The organism is Streptomyces sp. NPDC085524 (genome assembly GCF_044541755.1).
Lineage (GTDB): Bacteria > Actinomycetota > Actinomycetes > Streptomycetales > Streptomycetaceae > Streptomyces.
Window position 1 is genome coordinate 69,000 of sequence record NZ_JBITTH010000005.1, and the last position, 14,716, is coordinate 83,715.

Below are 14,716 nucleotides of genomic sequence, written 5' to 3' on the forward strand. Positions count from 1 at the left end.
CGACATGCCGCGGCTGGTCGTCGCCGCGCCGTCCTCCGGCAGCGGCAAGACCACCGTCGCCACGGGCCTGATGGCGGCCTTCTCGGAGCGCGGCCTCGCCGTGTCTCCGCACAAGGCCGGGCCGGACTACATCGACCCCGGCTACCACGCGCTCGCCACCGGCCGCCCGGGGCGCAACCTGGACGCCTTCATGTGCGGGCCGGAGCTGGTCGCCCCGCTGTTCGCGCACGGGGCCGCCGGGTGCGACCTCGCCGTGGTCGAGGGCGTGATGGGGCTGTACGACGGGGCGGCGGGCCGGGGTGAGCTGGCGTCGACGGCGCAGGTGGCGAAGCTGCTGCGGGCGCCGGTGGTGCTGGTGGTCGACGCCTCGTCGCAGTCGCGGTCGGTGGCGGCGCTGGTGCACGGCTTCGCGTCCTTCGACCCGCAGGTGCGGCTGGGGGGCGTGATCCTGAACAAGGTCGGCTCCGACCGGCACGAGGCGATGCTGCGGGAGGCCCTGGAGGAGGCGGGGATGCCGGTGCTCGGCGTCCTGCGGCGTGCTCCGCAGGTGGCCGCGCCGTCCCGGCACCTGGGACTGGTACCGGTCGCCGAGCGGCGGGCGGACGCGGTGGCGGCGGTTGCCGCCTTGGCGGACCAGGTGCGGGCGGGCTGCGACCTGGACGCGCTGATGGCCCTGGCCCGAACTGCCCCCGCACTGGCCTGCGAAGCCTGGTCGCCGTCGACTGCGCTGGCGCGCACCTGGGGCTCCGCCCCAGACCTCGCGCCTCAAACGCCGGACGGGCCGGAGAACCCGGCCTCGCCGGCGTTTGAGGCGCGGGGGTCCGGGGGCGGAGCCCCTGGCAACCGCGCCGCACCCGCGGGCCTCGGCGGAGCCACCGGCCGACGGCCGGTCATCGCCGTCGCAGGAGGCCCGGCATTCACGTTCTCCTACGCCGAGCACGCGGAGCTGCTCACCGCCGCCGGCGCGGAGGTCGTCACCTTCGACCCCCTGAGGGACGAGGCCCTGCCGACCGGCACGGCCGGCCTGGTGATCGGCGGCGGGTTCCCCGAGGTGTACGCGCCCGAGCTGTCCGCGAACGAGCCGCTCCGCGCGGCCGTGGCCGCGTTCGCCGCGGCCGGCGGGCCCGTCGCCGCCGAGTGCGCCGGGCTGCTCTACCTCGCACGCACCCTCGACGGGAAGCCCATGTGCGGGGTGCTCGACGCCGACGCGCGGATGTCGGAGCGCCTCACCCTGGGCTACCGGGAGGCCGTGGCGGTGTCCGACAGCGCGCTCGCGGCCGCCGGGACCCGGCTGCGCGGGCACGAGTTCCACCGCACGGTGATCGAGCCGGGTGCCGGTGCGGCCCCCGCGTGGGGGTTCACGCACCCGGAGCGCCGCGTCGAGGGCTTCGTACAGCAGGGCGTGCACGCCAGCTACCTGCACACGCACTGGGCGGCGGAGCCTTCCGTCGCACGCCGGTTCGTGGAAGCGGCGGCGAACCGGCCGTGAGATCAGTCCGCGAGGCCCACCACGAGCCAGATCCCGGCCACCCCGCCCACGGTGCACAGCAGCGTGGACAGGGCGGGGTGCTTGTGGTGGGCCTCGGGCAGGATCTCCGCGGCCGCCAGGTACAGCAGGACCCCGCCGAAGAATCCGAGGTACGCACCGAGGGGTTCCTCCGGAAGGGTGAACAGCAGAGTGGACGCCGCGCCCACGACGGGGGCGACGGCGTCCGCGAGGAGCATCATCTGGGCCCTTCGGCGGTCGTTGCCGTAGAGGCTCGTCAGCGTGTACGTGTTGAACCCGTCGGCGAAGTCGTGGGTGATGACGGCCAGTGCCACGGCCACCCCCATGCCCCCGCCGACCTGGAAGGCCGCGCCCAGGGCCACGCCGTCGGCGAGGCTGTGGCCGACCATGGCCGCCGCGGCGGTGAGGCCGACCTGGGGGACGCGGTGGCCGTGGCCGTTCTCGGCGCCGTGCGCTGCCTGACGCACGGCCAGGAGCCGTTCGGCGACGTGCGCGACGAGGAACCCGGCCACGAAGAGCAGCAGGGCGAGCGGGACGCCGAGGAACTCGTCCCCCGCCGCGTGCAGGGCCTCCGGGAGCAGGTCGAGGCCGACCACGCCGAGCATGAGCCCGCCGGCCAGGCCCAGCACGAGGTGGCGGCGGTCGGTGACGCGCTGCGCCGCCCATCCGCCCGCCAGCGTCATCAGGAACGCACCCAACGCCACGATCACGGCCATGTGGCCCTGAATACCGACTCCCCGCGCCCCGCGCACGTCCGCGCGCGGGTGGCGGGCGGCGGATTGTTGACGACCGACCGGTGGACGGCTGACCGGTGACTGTTTCTACGGAGGGAGGATCCCCGGTGGGCGAGTACGCGGCGCAACTGGTGGTCGGGGTCGGCGGACGGGCGGGGGTCTCCGTCGCGGAGGTCTGCGCCCTGGTCGAGGAGACGCTGCGCGGGGCCGGGCTGGCCTCGGGGTCGGTGACGGCGCTGGCCACGGTGGAGTCGAAGGCGGCCGAGGCGGGGATAGCGGGCGCGGCGGAACGTTTCGGCGTGCCCCTCCTCGGCTATCCCGCGGAGCAGTTGGCGGCGATCACGGTGCCGCACCCCTCGGACGCGGCGCGCACGGCGGCCGGCACTCCCTCGGTGGCGGAGGCCGCGGCGCTCGCCTCCGGCGGCGAACTCCTCGTACCGAAGCGGCGCTCGATGGCGGCGACCTGCGCGGTCGCGACGGCGCAGGCGCACGACCTGAGGCACCACGGGGACGCGGAGGTGATCGACGCGGGCTCGGGGCTGGTCGACCTGGCGGTCAACGTACGGTCGGACACGCCCCCGGAGTGGCTCAAGCAGCGGATCGCCGCCTCCCTCGGGGACCTCGCCGCGTACCCGGACGGCCGGTCCGCGCGTGCGGCGGTGGCGGCGCGGCACGGGCTGCCGGTCGAGCGGGTGCTGCTGACGGCCGGGGCGGCGGAGGCCTTCGTACTGATCGCGCGGGCGCTGGGCTCCACGCGTCCGGTGGTGGTGCATCCGCAGTTCACCGAGCCGGAGGCGGCCCTGCGGGATGCGGGGCACCGCGTGGAGCGGGTGCTGCTGAAGGCGGAGGACGGGTTCCGGCTGGACCCGGCGGCGGTGCCGAAGGAGGCCGACCTGGTGGTGGTGGGCAACCCCACCAACCCGACGTCGGTCCTGCACCCGGCGGCGACGCTGGCCGCGCTGGCCCGTCCGGGGCGGATCCTGGTGGTCGACGAGGCGTTCATGGACGCCGTTCCGGGCGAACGGGAGGCCCTGGCGGGGCGGACCGATGTGCCGGGGCTGGTGGTGCTGCGGAGCCTGACGAAGACCTGGGGGCTGGCGGGGCTGCGGATCGGCTACGTGCTGGCCGAGCCGGAGGTGATCGCGAAGCTGACCGCGGCGCAGCCGCTGTGGCCGGTGTCGACCCCGGCGCTGGTGGCGGCCGAGGCATGCGTGGCGCCGGCGGCGCTGGCCGAGGCGGAGGAGGCGGCGCGGCGGATCGCGGCGGACCGGGCGCACCTGCTGGCCGGCCTGGCGGAGTTCGACGAGGTCTCGGTGGCGGGGGTGGCGGAGGGTCCCTTCGTCCTGATCCGGGTGGCGGGCGCGGCGGAGGTACGGACGCGGCTCCGCGCCCTCGGCTTCGCCGTGCGGCGGGGGGACACGTTCCCCGGGCTGGACCGGTCCTGGCTCCGGCTGGCGGTCCGCGACCGGGCGACGACGGGCCGCCTCTTGCAGGCCCTGGACCACGCCCTCGCGCTGACCGCGCCCTGACCGATCCCCACCCGCCGCCGGCCCTGCCCGTCCCTCCCGTCGCCGGCCCTCCGGCCCTACCTGCCCCTCCCGTCGCCGGCCGCGCCGACCCTGCCGGGCCACGCCCGGCTTCCCATGCCCGCCGGCGGATTCAGCCCCGCCGGCGTTCGAGGCGCGACACCCGGGGCGGAGCCCCAGGCCTTCGCGGGCGGACCGCGCCCCCTCTCCCCTCCCGCACCGTCCGGCCCGGCCGCACCCTCCAGCCCGTCCGGCGTTTGAGGACCGGGTCCGGGCGGAGCCCGGGGAACGGTGGAAGGGCGGGGCGGGGAGCAGCTCCGCGCAGCGGCACCCCGGGGCGGCCCGCACGCAACGGGCCACCGGGCCCGGGCGCGCGGCGGGGCACCTCCTCGGCCGTCGAACGTTTCCACGGGGCCGGCCGAGTGCGGGGCGGTTGCGTTCGACGCCCTGCGGGGGCACCCCACCGCACACCCGACCCCGGCGGGGGCGGCGCGGGCCGCGGGGGTACCGGGGGCCGCGACGGCGCGGCGACCGCGCGGGCACTCCCCTCCGGGTGCTCGCGCGGTCCCGTACTAGGAGGCCCGGCGGCTCACGACCAGCGCCCCCGCGCCGATGCCGAGCAGGATCAGCGCGCCTCCCGCGACGTACGGGGTCGGTGAACCGCCGCCCGTCTCCGCGAGGTTGGTGCTGGTGGTGTTCGTGGTGGTCGTGGAGATCTGCGGCTTGACGTCCGGCTTCGACGCAGGCGCGGCGGGGGACTCGCAGTGCGCCTCGGCGAGCACGATCTCCCCCTCCACCTCGGCCACGTTGAGCTTCAGCGGGTTGACGGACACCTTCAGGCGGAGCGCGGTGGCGGCGGCGGTCGTGGAGGTGGTCTGCGTACCGGACAGCTCCAGGCTGACCAGGCCCACGCCGGGCACCTCGATCTTGGTCGGGGGGCCGCCCGCGGTCACGGTGGTCTTCTTGCCGAGTGCGGTCACCGTGCCGAGGACGTTCGAGGTGGCCACCGGCTGCTTGCCGGCCTCGCAGACGGCCTTGGAGGTGACCTTCTCCACCTCGATGAGGGAGAGCGCGGGCAGGCCCGGCACGTGCACCCTGGCCTTGGCGAGGTTGGCCTCCGCCTCGGCGCGGTTCTTGTCGGCGGTCGCCTTGGAGGTGGCCACGTCGGCGCGCAGCACGCTGACCGGCGCCCCGCCCTCGACCCCGTCGAGGGTGACGCTCAGCGCCGTCTTCTCCGCCGTCGCGGGGGCGTTGACCTCGTTGAGGGTCGTCTTCAGCGGGACGTGCACGGTCTTGTTGAGCAGCCCCACGTCCAGTCCGGTGCGCAGGACGACCGCCCCCGCCTTGCCCTCGCCGCCTTCCGTGGCGAAGGCGGGCGGGGCGGCGAGCAGGGCGACCGCTCCCGTGGCGAGCAGGACGGCCGCGGGCATGCGGAAGGTATTGCGGTTCAAGGTGGTGGAACCCCCGAGGAGATGGGTGCCGTCACGCCGCCAATGGGGGACATCGCGCGCGCCGACGGCCTCGACCCTCGGAATCTTTACGCACTGTGGGTGAACGGGGGTCAACCTGGCGTCACTTCACCCCAAAGGGTGGTTTCCGGGTGAATATTCGATTCTTTATGTCCCATGGGGAACGGGGGTTCCCTCCCGCCCCAAGCAGGAGCACGTCCAACGACCGGCAGGCCCTCCATGTCACGCGGGTCGTCAACGGGGCGCTCAGGCCCTGACCTTGCCGTTCACGACGACCCGCATCGGCTGGGCGAGGGTGCGCACGTCCGCCCTCGGATCGCTGCCGTAGACCACGAGGTCGGCCGGTGCACCCTCGGTCAGGCCCGGCCTGCCGAGCCATTCGCGCGCCGCCCAGGCCGTGGCCGAGAGGGCGTCGAGGGCGGGGATGCCGGCCTTCACCAGTTCCGCGACCTCCGCCGCGACCAGGCCGTGCGGCAGGGAACCGCCCGCGTCGGTGCCCACGTACACCTCGATGCCGGCGTCGTAGGCCGCGCGGACGGTGTCGTAGCGCCGCTCGTGGAGCCGCCGCATGTGCGCCGACCACTGCGGGAACTTCGCCTCGCCGCCGGCGGCCATCTTCGGGAAGGTCGCGATGTTCACGAGCGTCGGGACGATCGCCACCCCGCGCTCCGCGAACAGCGGGATGGTGTCCTCGGTGAGGCCGGTGGCGTGTTCGATGCAGTCGATGCCCGCCTCGACCAGGTCGCGCAGCGAGTCCTCGGCGAAGCAGTGCGCCGTGACCCGGGCTCCCAGGCGGTGTGCCTCGGCGATGGCCGCCTCCACCTCCGCGCGCGGCCAGCAGGCCGTCAGGTCGCCGACCTCGCGGTCGATCCAGTCGCCGACCAGCTTCACCCAGCCGTCGCCGCGCTGCGCCTCGCGGCCGACGTACTCGACGAGGTCGGCCGGCTCGATCTCGTGCGCGTAGTTGCGGATGTAGCGGCGGGTGCGCGCGATGTGGCGGCCGGCCCGGATGATCTTCGGGAGGTCCTCGCGCCCGTCGACCCAGCGGGTGTCGGAGGGCGATCCGGCGTCCCGGATGAGGAGGGTGCCGGCGTCGCGGTCGGTGAGGGCCTGGCGTTCCGCGGTTTCGGCGTCGACCGCGCCGTGGGAGTCGAGCCCCACGTGGCAGTGCGCGTCGACCAGGCCCGGCAGGGCCCAGCCGGTCACCGTGGTGACCTCGCGGGCCGTGCGCGGGCGCTCGTACGAGACCTTTCCGCCGACCACCCAGAGCTCGTCGCGGACCTCGTCGGGACCGACCAGGACCCGCCCCTTCACATGCAGCACATCGCTCATGGCGGCACTGTAACGGCGCGCTCGGTAGGCTCTGGAGGGATTGCCGGACGTATCCGGACGACCCCGGACGAAGAGAGAAGCACCCTCGTGTCGCACCCCCTCCTGGACCTCCCGCCGCTGACCGCGGAGCGTTTCGCGTCGATCGAACGGGGGGTCGCGGAGCTGCTCTCCACCCGGCACGACGTGGTGATCACCCAGGGCGAGGCGCTGCTGCCGCTGGAGGGGTGCATCCGCTCGGGCGCCCGGCCCGGATCGACCGCGCTGAACGTGGTGACCGGCCCGTACGGGACCACGTTCGGCAACTGGCTGCGCGACTGCGGGGCGGCCGTGGTGGACCTGGAGGTCCCCTTCGACACCGCCGTGACGGCCGGGGCGGTCGCGCGGGCGCTGGCCGAGCACCCGCAGATCGACTTCGTCTCGCTGGTCCACGCGGAGGCGGCGACGGGGAACACGAACCCCGTCGCGGAGATCGGCGAGGTCGTACGGGAGCACGGCGCGCTGTTCATGGTGGACGCGGTGGCTTCGGTCGGCGCGGAGCCGCTGCTCGTCGACGCGTGGGGCGTGGACCTGTGCGTGATCGGCGCGCAGAAGGCGATGGGCGGCCCGGCCGGCGTGTCGGCGGTGTCGGTCTCGGACCGCGCGTGGGCCCGGTTCGCCGGGAACCCCGCGGCCCCGCGCCGCTCCTACCTGTCACTCCTCGACTGGAAGGAGCGCTGGATCGACACCGGGCGCAAGGCGCTGCCGCACGCTCCCGCGCAGCTGGAGATGCTGGCGCTGGAGGCCTGCCTGGACCGGATCGGGGACGAGGGCCTGTCCGCGGTGACGGCCCGGCACGCGGCGGCCGCTGCGGCGACCCGCGCGGGTGCGGCCGTGCTGGGGCTCGCCCCGTACGTGGGCCGGCCGGCGGAGGCCGCGCCGGTGGCCACCACCCTGCGGGCCGAGGAGGCCTCGCTGGTGGTGGCCAAGGCCCTGGTGGCGGACCCGGCGGCGCCGCTCGCCGCGGGCGGCGGGGCGCTGGCTCGGGAGATGATCCGGGTCAACCACTACGGTCGGGCGGCTTCGCTCCCGGTGGTCCGGGCCTCCCTGACGGCCCTGGCGGCCGCCGTGGGGGCCGGGCCGGACGCGGCACTGGCCGCGGCGGAGTCGGCCTGGGCGGCCGCGCTGGACCGGTAGCGGTCAGGACAGGGCGTCGAGGAGCCGGTCCACGTCCGCCTCGGTGTTGTAGAAGTGGAACGAGGCCCGCAGGGAGCCCGCGCGGGCGGAGGTGGCGACGCCGGCTGCCAGCAGGGCGGGCTGGCGGCCGGCGAGGCCCGGCACCGAGACGATGGCGGCCTCTCCGGGCACGGGCTCGTGGCCGAGGCGGGCGAGGCCGGCCCGGTAGCGGGCGGCGAGGGCGGTGTCGTGCGCGTGGACGGCTTCGATGCCGATCCGCTCCAGCAGGGCCAGCGAGGGCTCGGCCGCGTGGTAGGCGAGGAAGGCCGGGGACTCGTCGAACCGGCGGGCGTCCGCGGCCAGTTGCGGCATCGGGCCGTAGGTGGCGTCCCACATGGAGTCGGCCGCCACCCATCCGGCGTGCAGCGGGACCAGGCCCTGCTGGGCCTCCCGCGACACCGTGAGGTAGGAGGCGCCGCGGCCGCCGAGCAGCCACTTGTAGCCGCCGGTGACGGTGTAGTCGTACGGCGACGCGTCGAAGGGGAGCCAGCCCGCCGCCTGGCTCGCGTCCACGAGCATCCGGGCCCCGTGCGCCTGTGCCGCCGCGCGCACGGCGGCCAGGTCGGCGGTCCTGCCGTCCGCGGACTGCACGGCGCTCACCGAGACCAGGGCGGTGTCCGGGCCGACGGCCTCGGCGAGGGCTTCGAGCGGCGCGAAGCGCAGCTTGAGGTCTCCCCGGACCAGGAACGGGTTGATGATGGAGGCGAAGTCGCCCTCCGCGCACAGGACCTCGGAGCCCGGCGGCAGCGATGCCGCGACGAGGCCGACGTGGGTGGCGACGGACGAGCCGATGGCGACCCTCCCGGCGTCCACGCCGACCAGCCGGGCGAAGGCGGCCCGGACCCGGTTCACGCGGTCGAAGTCGCCGAATCCGGCGGGAAGTCCGGCCGCCGCCGCCTCGGCCAGCTCCCGTACGGCGGCGACGGCGGAACGCGGGAGCACCGCGCAGGTGGCGGTGTTGAGGTAGACGGTGGAGTGGGCGAACTCGGAACGGGCCGCTTCGGCGATCGAAAGATCCATGCCGTCAACTCTGCGCCCACCACGACCCAAAGTCCATTGCCGAGTTTTATGCATCCACTCCAAGTGATGCTTATACCCGGGGGACCTCGCACGCCCCGTCGGGCTCGCACGCACCGGCGGCGGCCGGCTCCTCGACCTCGCGCCCGGCCCACGCCTGCTCCAGGGCCCGGGTGAACACCTCGGCCGGCTGCCCGCCGGAGATCCCGTAGCGGCGGTCGAGGACGAAGAACGGCACGGCGTTGGCGCCCAGTTCGGCGGCCTCGCGCTCATCGGCCCGCACCTCGTCCGCGTACGCGGAGTCGTCGGCGAGGACGGCGCGGGCCTCGGCCTCGTCCAGCCCGGCCTCGACGGCGAGCCCGACCAGCACCTCGGGGTCGAAGACGGAGCGGACCTCGGCGAAGTTCGCCCGGAAGGCGAGGTCGAGCAGCTCCTCCTGGCGGCCGCGGGCGGCGGCCAGGTGCAGCAGGCGGTGGATGTCGAAGGTGTTGCCGTGGTCGCGGCCGTCGGTGCGGTAGTCGAGCCCCTCGGCCCGCGCGGTGGCCGCGACGTGCTCCTCCATGGCGCGCGCCTCGTCCAGGGTGCGGCCGTACTTCTTGGCGAGCATCTCCAGGACGGGTGCGGTGACGCCCTTGGCGCCGCCCGGGTCCAGCTCGAACGACCGGAAGACGACCTCGACCTGGTCGCGGTGGGCGAAGCCGGCCAGCCCCTGGTGGAAGCGGGCCTTGCCGATGTAGCACCACGGGCAGGCGATGTCGCTCCAGATCTCGACGCGCATGTTCCTTCTTCTCTCCGGTTGTGAACGGTTTTCACTTCAACCACTCGCCGGGGCGTCTCATTCCCCGGACGGCGGCACCGTGAGCCAGAGCGTGCGGTGGGAGCCGGTGCGGCCGGCCGCCGGGGCGGGGAGCCAGCCGTGGCGGGCGTAGAAGGCCTGGGCGCGCAGGTTGTGTTCGTAGACCTCCAGGCGGACCCGGCTGATGCCGGCTCCGCGCCAGGCGTCGAGGCAGGCCGCGTGCAGGGCGGCGCCGGTGCCGCGGCGCCAGTGGACCGGGTCGACGTGGAGCTGGGTCAGGGTGGTCTCGCCGTCCGCGGTGAGGAACGCTGCGACCCCGGTGACCTCGCCGTCCTGCTCGGCGCAGAGCACCCGGCCCTCGGCGGCGGGCCGGGCGACGGCCCGTGACCAGGCCTCCCGGGTCCGCGTGAGCTCGGCGTCGCCGGCGTAGGCCTGCTCCGGGATGTGGCCCTGGTAGTAGGTGGCCCGGGCCCTGGTGTGGAGGGCTGCGATGGCGTCGAGGTCGGCGGGTTGCGCGGTCCTGATCATGGGAAGGGGAACGCGCCGGGACCCGTGTCGGTTCCCGGCGCGTCGGACCTGCCCGCTTCTTCGGCCACGGCTACTTCTTGAGCCAAGCCCCCATCATCTTCTGGGCGATGGGGGCGGCCAGCTTGCCGCCGCCGATCTCGGAGCGGTCGGTGTCCGAGTTCTCGATCACGATGGCCACGGCGATCTGCTTGCCGCCCGCCTTTCCGTACGAGGTGAACCAGGCCAGCGGGGACAGGCTGTTGTTGACGCCGCGCTGGGCGGTACCCGTCTTGCCGCCGACCTCGGCGCCCGACACCTGGGCCGGCTTGCCGCCGCCCTCGGTGGCGACCGCCCTCATGGCGTCCCGGATCATCGAGGCGGTCCTCTCGCTCATGACCTGCTGGGACTTCGGGTCCTTGAAGCTCTGCAGCACGTTGCCGCCCGCGTCGGTGACCTCGGAGACCATGTGCGGGGCGACGAGCTTGCCGCCGTTCTCGATCGCCGCCGTCACCATCGCCATCTGGAGCGGGGTGGCCTGCACGTCGAACTGGCCGATACCCGTCTGCGCGACCTGGTCGACGGACATCTTCTTCGACGGGTACTTGCTCGCCGGATTGGTGCGGACCGGGGTGTCGATCTGCGTGTTGAAGCCGAGCTTCTCGGCCATGGCCCGCATCTTGTCCTGGCCGAGCTTGTGCGCGAGCTCCGCGAAGACGTTGTTGCAGGACAGCCGCAGCGCCGTGCGCGGCGACGCGTTGTTGCAGGCCGCGGAGCCCGCCTCGCTGGGCAGCAGGGTGCGGGTGCCGGGGATCGTGTACGGGTCGGGGGTGCCGGTCGGCTGGTCGATGTCCTTGACGAGGCCGTTCTCGATCGCCGCCGCGAGGGTGACGAGCTTGAAGGTGGAGCCGGGTGCCTGGGGCTTGCGCAGCGCCACGTTCTCCATGGCCTTGCCCTGGTCGGCGGAGAGCTCCGCCCAGGCCTCCTTGTCGTTGGCGCCGGTGATGCGGCCGGGGTCGAAGGAGGGGTTGTTGACCACGGCGAGGATCTCGCCCGTCGCGGGGTCGATGGCCACGGCGGCGCCCTGCTTGCCCTGGAGCGCGTCGTAGGCGGCCTTCTGCACGTCCTTGTCGATGGTGGTCAGGACGTTGCCCGGGGCGGCCCGCTTGTTGGTGAGTGTGTCCATCATGGTCTTCAGCCGGCTGTCGGAGCCGTTGAGGATGTTCTTGTAGATGCCCTCCAGCATGCTCGTCCCGTAGGCCTGGGAGCTGTAGCCGGTGATCGGCGCGTAGAGGGGGCCGTCGGTGTAGGTCCGCTTGTAACCGAAGTCCTTGCCGCCCGTCTTCACCGAGCCGGTGATCGCCTCCCCGCCCACGATGATGTTGCCCAGCGGGTTCTCGTACTGCCCGATGAAGTTCCGCCGGTTGTGCTCGTCGTCTGCGAGGGCCTGGCCTTGGTATGCCTGCACCCAGGTGACGCGGACCAGCAGGGCCAGCACCAGGAGCAGACAGAAGACCGACGCACGCCTGATCGTCTTGTTCATCCCCCAGAAGGACGTACCAATGGCCCCAGCCGTTCCGCTCTGCCCTGATTGTGGCCGGGTTCTCAGCTTTTCTTCATGACGAAGCCCCCTTCGTAGGCCGCGATGACCGCCTGCGTGCGGTCCCGGGAGCCCGTCTTGGTGAGCACCGCCGCGACATGGGTCTTCACCGTCTGCGGGCCGACCCCCAGGCGTTCGCTCATCTCGTGGTTGGACAGTCCGGTGGCCATCAGGCGCAGTACGTCGGCCTCCCGCTCGGTGAGCCGGGACACCCAGGGCGCGGCGGCGGGCGGGGTGCGGGACGCCTGGGCCGCGGCGAGGGAGCGGACGGCCGCGGGGAAGAGCAGGGAGTCACCGCGGGCCACGATCCGGACCGCGCCGATCAGCTCGTCCGGGTCGGCGCGCTTGAGGAGGAAGCCGGAGGCTCCCGCCCGCAGCGCGTCGTAGACGTAGGCGTCGTTCTCGAAGGTGGTGACGACCACGATCCGGGGCGGCTCGGGCATGGTGGCGAGGATCTGCTCGGTGGCCCGGATCCCGTCTATCTCGGGCATCCGGACGTCCATCAGCACCACGTCGGGGCCCAGCGAGCGCACCAGCGGGACCGCCTCGGCGCCCGTGGCCGCCTCGCCGACCACCTCCAGGTCGGGTTCGGCCTCGAGGATGACCCGCAGCGCGGTGCGGACCATCCGCTCGTCGTCGCAGAGCACGATGCGCAGCGGGGGCCTGCCCGGCGCGGTCATCGGGCCTCCTCCCCGAGCGGCAGTACGGCCTTCAGCCGCCAGCGGCCCCCGTGCGGGCCCGCCTCGATGGCGCCGCCGAGCAGTGCGGCCCGTTCGGCCGCGCCGCGCAGGCCCCGGCCCCCGGTCGTACGGGGTTCCCGGCCGTCGGGCACGGCTGGCGGATTGGTCATGGTGATCTCCAGTTCACGGGGTACGCCTTCTCGTCGGGGGCCTTCCCCCTCCTGTACGCGGATCCGCAGCTCCACCGGGCCGGAGCCGTGGCGCAGTGCGTTGCTGAGGCCCTCCTGGACGATCCGGTATGCCTCGCGGGAGGCGATGGCGGGCAGCTGCCCCCAGTCCCGGACGGGCCCGGGGTCCTGGTGCGCGGTCACGGTGGTGCCGGCCGCCCTGGTGCGGGCCAGCAGTCCGTCGAGGTCGGCGGCGAGGGTCGGGGCCGGCGCGGCGTCCGGCCGCGCCGGGTCCCCGTCGCGCAGCAGGCCCAGTACGGCGTCCAGCTCGCCCACGGTCCGCCGGGTGCTGTCCTCGATGGCGGCCAGCGCCTCCCGTACGAACTCGGGGTCGCGGTCCAGCACCCGCCGGGCGGCGACGGCCTGCAGGGTGACGGCGCTCAGCGCGTGCCCGACCGCGTCGTGCAGCTCCCGGGCCAGCCGGTTGCGCACGGCCAGGTCGGCGGCCCGTTCCTCGGCGGCCGCCAGCCGGTCCGCCGCGGTCGGCCCGAGCAGCACCGGTGCAAGCCGGGCCAGCAGCGCCCCGGCCCCGGCGGCGACCAGGACGACCCCGGCCAGCAGGGCGATCCCGACCGGCGGTGCCGCGTACGGCTGGGCGTCGGTGGCGAACCACCCGAACCCGAGCCGCACCTCCTGCAGCCCGCTCACGAACGGCAGCGCGATCAGTACGACGCCCATGGGCGGTACCGCGAGCGTCAGCGCGCTGACCACCGCGCCGACCCCCAGGTGCAGGGTCCACCAGGCGGAAGTCCTCCCCCGGGCCGCCCAGGACCTCGCCGGCCCCTCCGCCAGCCGGTCTCCCGGCACCCCGCACATGGCCCGGACCACGGTCACCGACAGCGGCCGCACCGGCCCGAAGACGGCGGTGGCCGCGGCCAGCGGCAGAGCGGCGGCGTAGGAGGCGAGGGCCAGCGGGAAGGAGTCGAGGGCGTTGACCCCGCCGGCCGCCATGCCGACCACCACCTCCGCGACGAAGAAGTAGGGCATCAGCAGGGCCCCGCCGAGGATCTGGTGCACCCAGCGCAGCCGGGCCTGCCCGCCCAGCAGCCGGCCCGGCAGCCCGCCCAGGCCGTCGCGCATCACCCTTCGCGGCGGGATATGAGGAACCTGGTGAGGACTGCGGCGGCGAGCGATCCGGTGATCATCTGGCCAGCGTAGGTCAACAGGGCTGCTGCCGCGGGCCCTTCGCCTCCGTCCAGCTGCGGTCCCAGCGAGGCGACCGTCATCCAGGCCCCCCAGGTCAGGGTCGCCCCGGCGCCGGTCCAGGTCAGCGCGAGCGGCCAACGGGCCGACGCCCTCCCGCCGCGGGCCAGGAGCAGGGCCCCCGCTCCGGCGGCGAGCGCGCACATCCCGTGGACCACGGTCACCACGGCCGTCTCCGCCGAGTACGCCGCCGCCCGCTCGGCTCCCAGCCCGGCCGTGCCCCCGAGGGCCCAGTAGGCGTGGGCCGCCGCGACCGCCAGACCGGCCGCTGCCGAGGCTGCCGCCACCACCCCCGTGGACGGCGGCAGCCCCTGGCCCGGCACGCCCTGCCACCGCCGGCCCCAGCGCTCCCGCGCATAGGGCACGAACAGCCCGGCCAGGGCGAGTCCTTGGACGGCGAATCCGGTGTAGACGATGTTGAACACCCAGGGCTCCAGGAAGGGCTCGCGCACCGCCTTCGTGGCGGCGGTCTCCCCGAAGCCCAGCAACCGTATGAGGAGTTGACCCGGGAACCCGGTGATGATCGGGGTCAGCAGTCCGGTCGCCACGAACACCGGGACGGTCAGCAGCCAGGCCGGCACCCGCTTGCCCCAGGGCCGCGTGAGCAGCAGCACGAGCGCGATCACACAGGCGTCCATGGCCACCGTGACCGCATTCGCCGCGACGAGGAACGGCTCCGGATCCAGCAGCACGCTGCCGTCCGGTATGCCGATCCGGCTCCCCGCCAGCCAGGCGGTCTTGAGCGACAGGTACGGCACGGTGGCGGCCAGCGCCACCACCTGCAGGATCTGCCGCCCGGCACCCTTACCGGGGGCCGGCTGAACGGGCTGCGGCTGCCGCGCCGCACGCGTCGGGTGAACTGCTCGTGTGGTCATGACCCAACGGTCCCGCGCGCGGCGTCCCGCCACC

The 14,716-nt window shown here is 74.4% G+C and carries 12 protein-coding genes and 1 pseudogene; 3 read left to right on the plus strand and 10 right to left on the minus strand.

Annotation, left to right across the window (positions count from 1 at the left end):
• Nucleotides 1-4: 4 nt before the first annotated feature.
• Nucleotides 5-1,489 (plus strand): cobyrinate a,c-diamide synthase, encoded by a 1,485-nt coding sequence (locus ACIGFK_RS09035; RefSeq protein ID WP_400051231.1) that lies wholly within the window; start codon nucleotides 5-7, stop codon nucleotides 1,487-1,489.
• Between the two features lie 2 nt (nucleotides 1,490-1,491).
• Here the strand turns inward: ACIGFK_RS09035 and ACIGFK_RS09040 are convergent, their stop codons facing one another.
• Nucleotides 1,492-2,223 (minus strand): ZIP family metal transporter, encoded by a 732-nt coding sequence (locus ACIGFK_RS09040; RefSeq protein WP_376659991.1) that lies wholly within the window; start codon nucleotides 2,221-2,223, stop codon nucleotides 1,492-1,494.
• Between the two features lie 125 nt (nucleotides 2,224-2,348).
• Here ACIGFK_RS09040 and cobC point away from each other — a divergent pair, with 125 nt between their 5' ends.
• On the plus strand, nucleotides 2,349-3,770 hold the full coding sequence (gene cobC / locus ACIGFK_RS09045) for an Rv2231c family pyridoxal phosphate-dependent protein CobC (RefSeq protein ID WP_400051080.1): 1,422 nt from the start codon (nucleotides 2,349-2,351) through the stop codon (nucleotides 3,768-3,770).
• 569 nt (nucleotides 3,771-4,339) lie between these two features.
• Here cobC and ACIGFK_RS09050 read toward each other — a convergent pair.
• The gene (locus ACIGFK_RS09050) at nucleotides 4,340-5,218 is read right to left on the minus strand and encodes an SCO1860 family LAETG-anchored protein (RefSeq protein ID WP_386465339.1); all 879 of its coding nucleotides are present in this window, start codon (nucleotides 5,216-5,218) and stop codon (nucleotides 4,340-4,342) included.
• 264 nt (nucleotides 5,219-5,482) lie between these two features.
• Nucleotides 5,483-6,568 carry an amidohydrolase family protein gene (locus ACIGFK_RS09055; RefSeq protein ID WP_376659994.1) on the minus strand — a complete coding sequence of 362 codons (1,086 nt, stop codon included), beginning with the start codon at nucleotides 6,566-6,568 and terminating at the stop codon, nucleotides 5,483-5,485.
• A gap of 87 nt (nucleotides 6,569-6,655) precedes the next feature.
• On the opposite strand from ACIGFK_RS09055, the gene ACIGFK_RS09060 reads away from it, so the two are divergent.
• Nucleotides 6,656-7,741, plus strand: a complete 1,086-nt coding sequence (locus tag ACIGFK_RS09060; RefSeq protein ID WP_400051082.1) for a pyridoxal-phosphate-dependent aminotransferase family protein — start codon at nucleotides 6,656-6,658, stop codon at nucleotides 7,739-7,741.
• A 3-nt stretch (nucleotides 7,742-7,744) separates the two neighbouring features.
• Here ACIGFK_RS09060 and ACIGFK_RS09065 read toward each other — a convergent pair whose 3' ends face one another.
• From ACIGFK_RS09065 to ACIGFK_RS09095, 7 genes and pseudogenes are all read right to left on the minus strand, one after another.
• Complete coding sequence (locus ACIGFK_RS09065; protein WP_376659996.1) at nucleotides 7,745-8,800, minus strand: aminotransferase class V-fold PLP-dependent enzyme; 1,056 nt, start codon at nucleotides 8,798-8,800, stop codon at nucleotides 7,745-7,747.
• A 70-nt stretch (nucleotides 8,801-8,870) separates the two neighbouring features.
• Nucleotides 8,871-9,575 carry a DsbA family oxidoreductase gene (locus ACIGFK_RS09070; RefSeq protein ID WP_376659997.1) on the minus strand — a complete coding sequence of 235 codons (705 nt, stop codon included), beginning with the start codon at nucleotides 9,573-9,575 and terminating at the stop codon, nucleotides 8,871-8,873.
• A gap of 57 nt (nucleotides 9,576-9,632) precedes the next feature.
• Nucleotides 9,633-10,157 (minus strand): annotated as a pseudogene (locus ACIGFK_RS09075) (GNAT family N-acetyltransferase); the annotation flags it as partial.
• Between the two features lie 34 nt (nucleotides 10,158-10,191).
• A complete protein-coding gene (locus tag ACIGFK_RS09080; RefSeq protein ID WP_400051085.1) occupies nucleotides 10,192-11,640 on the minus strand; it encodes a peptidoglycan D,D-transpeptidase FtsI family protein in 1,449 nt (482 codons plus the stop codon).
• A gap of 62 nt (nucleotides 11,641-11,702) precedes the next feature.
• Nucleotides 11,703-12,377 (minus strand): response regulator, encoded by a 675-nt coding sequence (locus tag ACIGFK_RS09085; protein WP_400051086.1) that lies wholly within the window; start codon nucleotides 12,375-12,377, stop codon nucleotides 11,703-11,705.
• On the minus strand, nucleotides 12,374-13,684 hold the full coding sequence (locus tag ACIGFK_RS09090) for a sensor histidine kinase (protein WP_400051089.1): 1,311 nt from the start codon (nucleotides 13,682-13,684) through the stop codon (nucleotides 12,374-12,376). Before ACIGFK_RS09090 ends, ACIGFK_RS09085 begins: the two co-directional genes overlap by 4 nt.
• Nucleotides 13,684-14,682 carry a hypothetical protein gene (locus ACIGFK_RS09095; protein WP_376660001.1) on the minus strand — a complete coding sequence of 333 codons (999 nt, stop codon included), beginning with the start codon at nucleotides 14,680-14,682 and terminating at the stop codon, nucleotides 13,684-13,686. Before ACIGFK_RS09095 ends, ACIGFK_RS09090 begins: the two co-directional genes overlap by 1 nt.
• Between the last annotated feature and the right edge of the window lie 34 nt (nucleotides 14,683-14,716).

What these genes read in the sequence shown, in the direction of transcription:
- ACIGFK_RS09055 (WP_376659994.1), bottom strand. Translation starts at nt 6,568, where the DNA reads ATGAGCGATGTGCTGCATGTGAAGGGGCGGGTCCTGGTCGGTCCCGAC.
- ACIGFK_RS09035 (WP_400051231.1), top strand. Translation starts at nt 5, where the DNA reads ATGCCGCGGCTGGTCGTCGCCGCGCCGTCCTCCGGCAGCGGCAAGACC.
- ACIGFK_RS09080 (WP_400051085.1), bottom strand. Translation starts at nt 11,640, where the DNA reads ATGAACAAGACGATCAGGCGTGCGTCGGTCTTCTGTCTGCTCCTGGTG.
- ACIGFK_RS09095 (WP_376660001.1), bottom strand. Translation starts at nt 14,682, where the DNA reads ATGACCACACGAGCAGTTCACCCGACGCGTGCGGCGCGGCAGCCGCAG.
- ACIGFK_RS09065 (WP_376659996.1), bottom strand. Translation starts at nt 8,800, where the DNA reads ATGGATCTTTCGATCGCCGAAGCGGCCCGTTCCGAGTTCGCCCACTCC.
- ACIGFK_RS09085 (WP_400051086.1), bottom strand. Translation starts at nt 12,377, where the DNA reads ATGACCGCGCCGGGCAGGCCCCCGCTGCGCATCGTGCTCTGCGACGAC.
- ACIGFK_RS09040 (WP_376659991.1), bottom strand. Translation starts at nt 2,223, where the DNA reads ATGGCCGTGATCGTGGCGTTGGGTGCGTTCCTGATGACGCTGGCGGGC.
- ACIGFK_RS09090 (WP_400051089.1), bottom strand. Translation starts at nt 13,684, where the DNA reads ATGCGCGACGGCCTGGGCGGGCTGCCGGGCCGGCTGCTGGGCGGGCAG.
- ACIGFK_RS09070 (WP_376659997.1), bottom strand. Translation starts at nt 9,575, where the DNA reads ATGCGCGTCGAGATCTGGAGCGACATCGCCTGCCCGTGGTGCTACATC.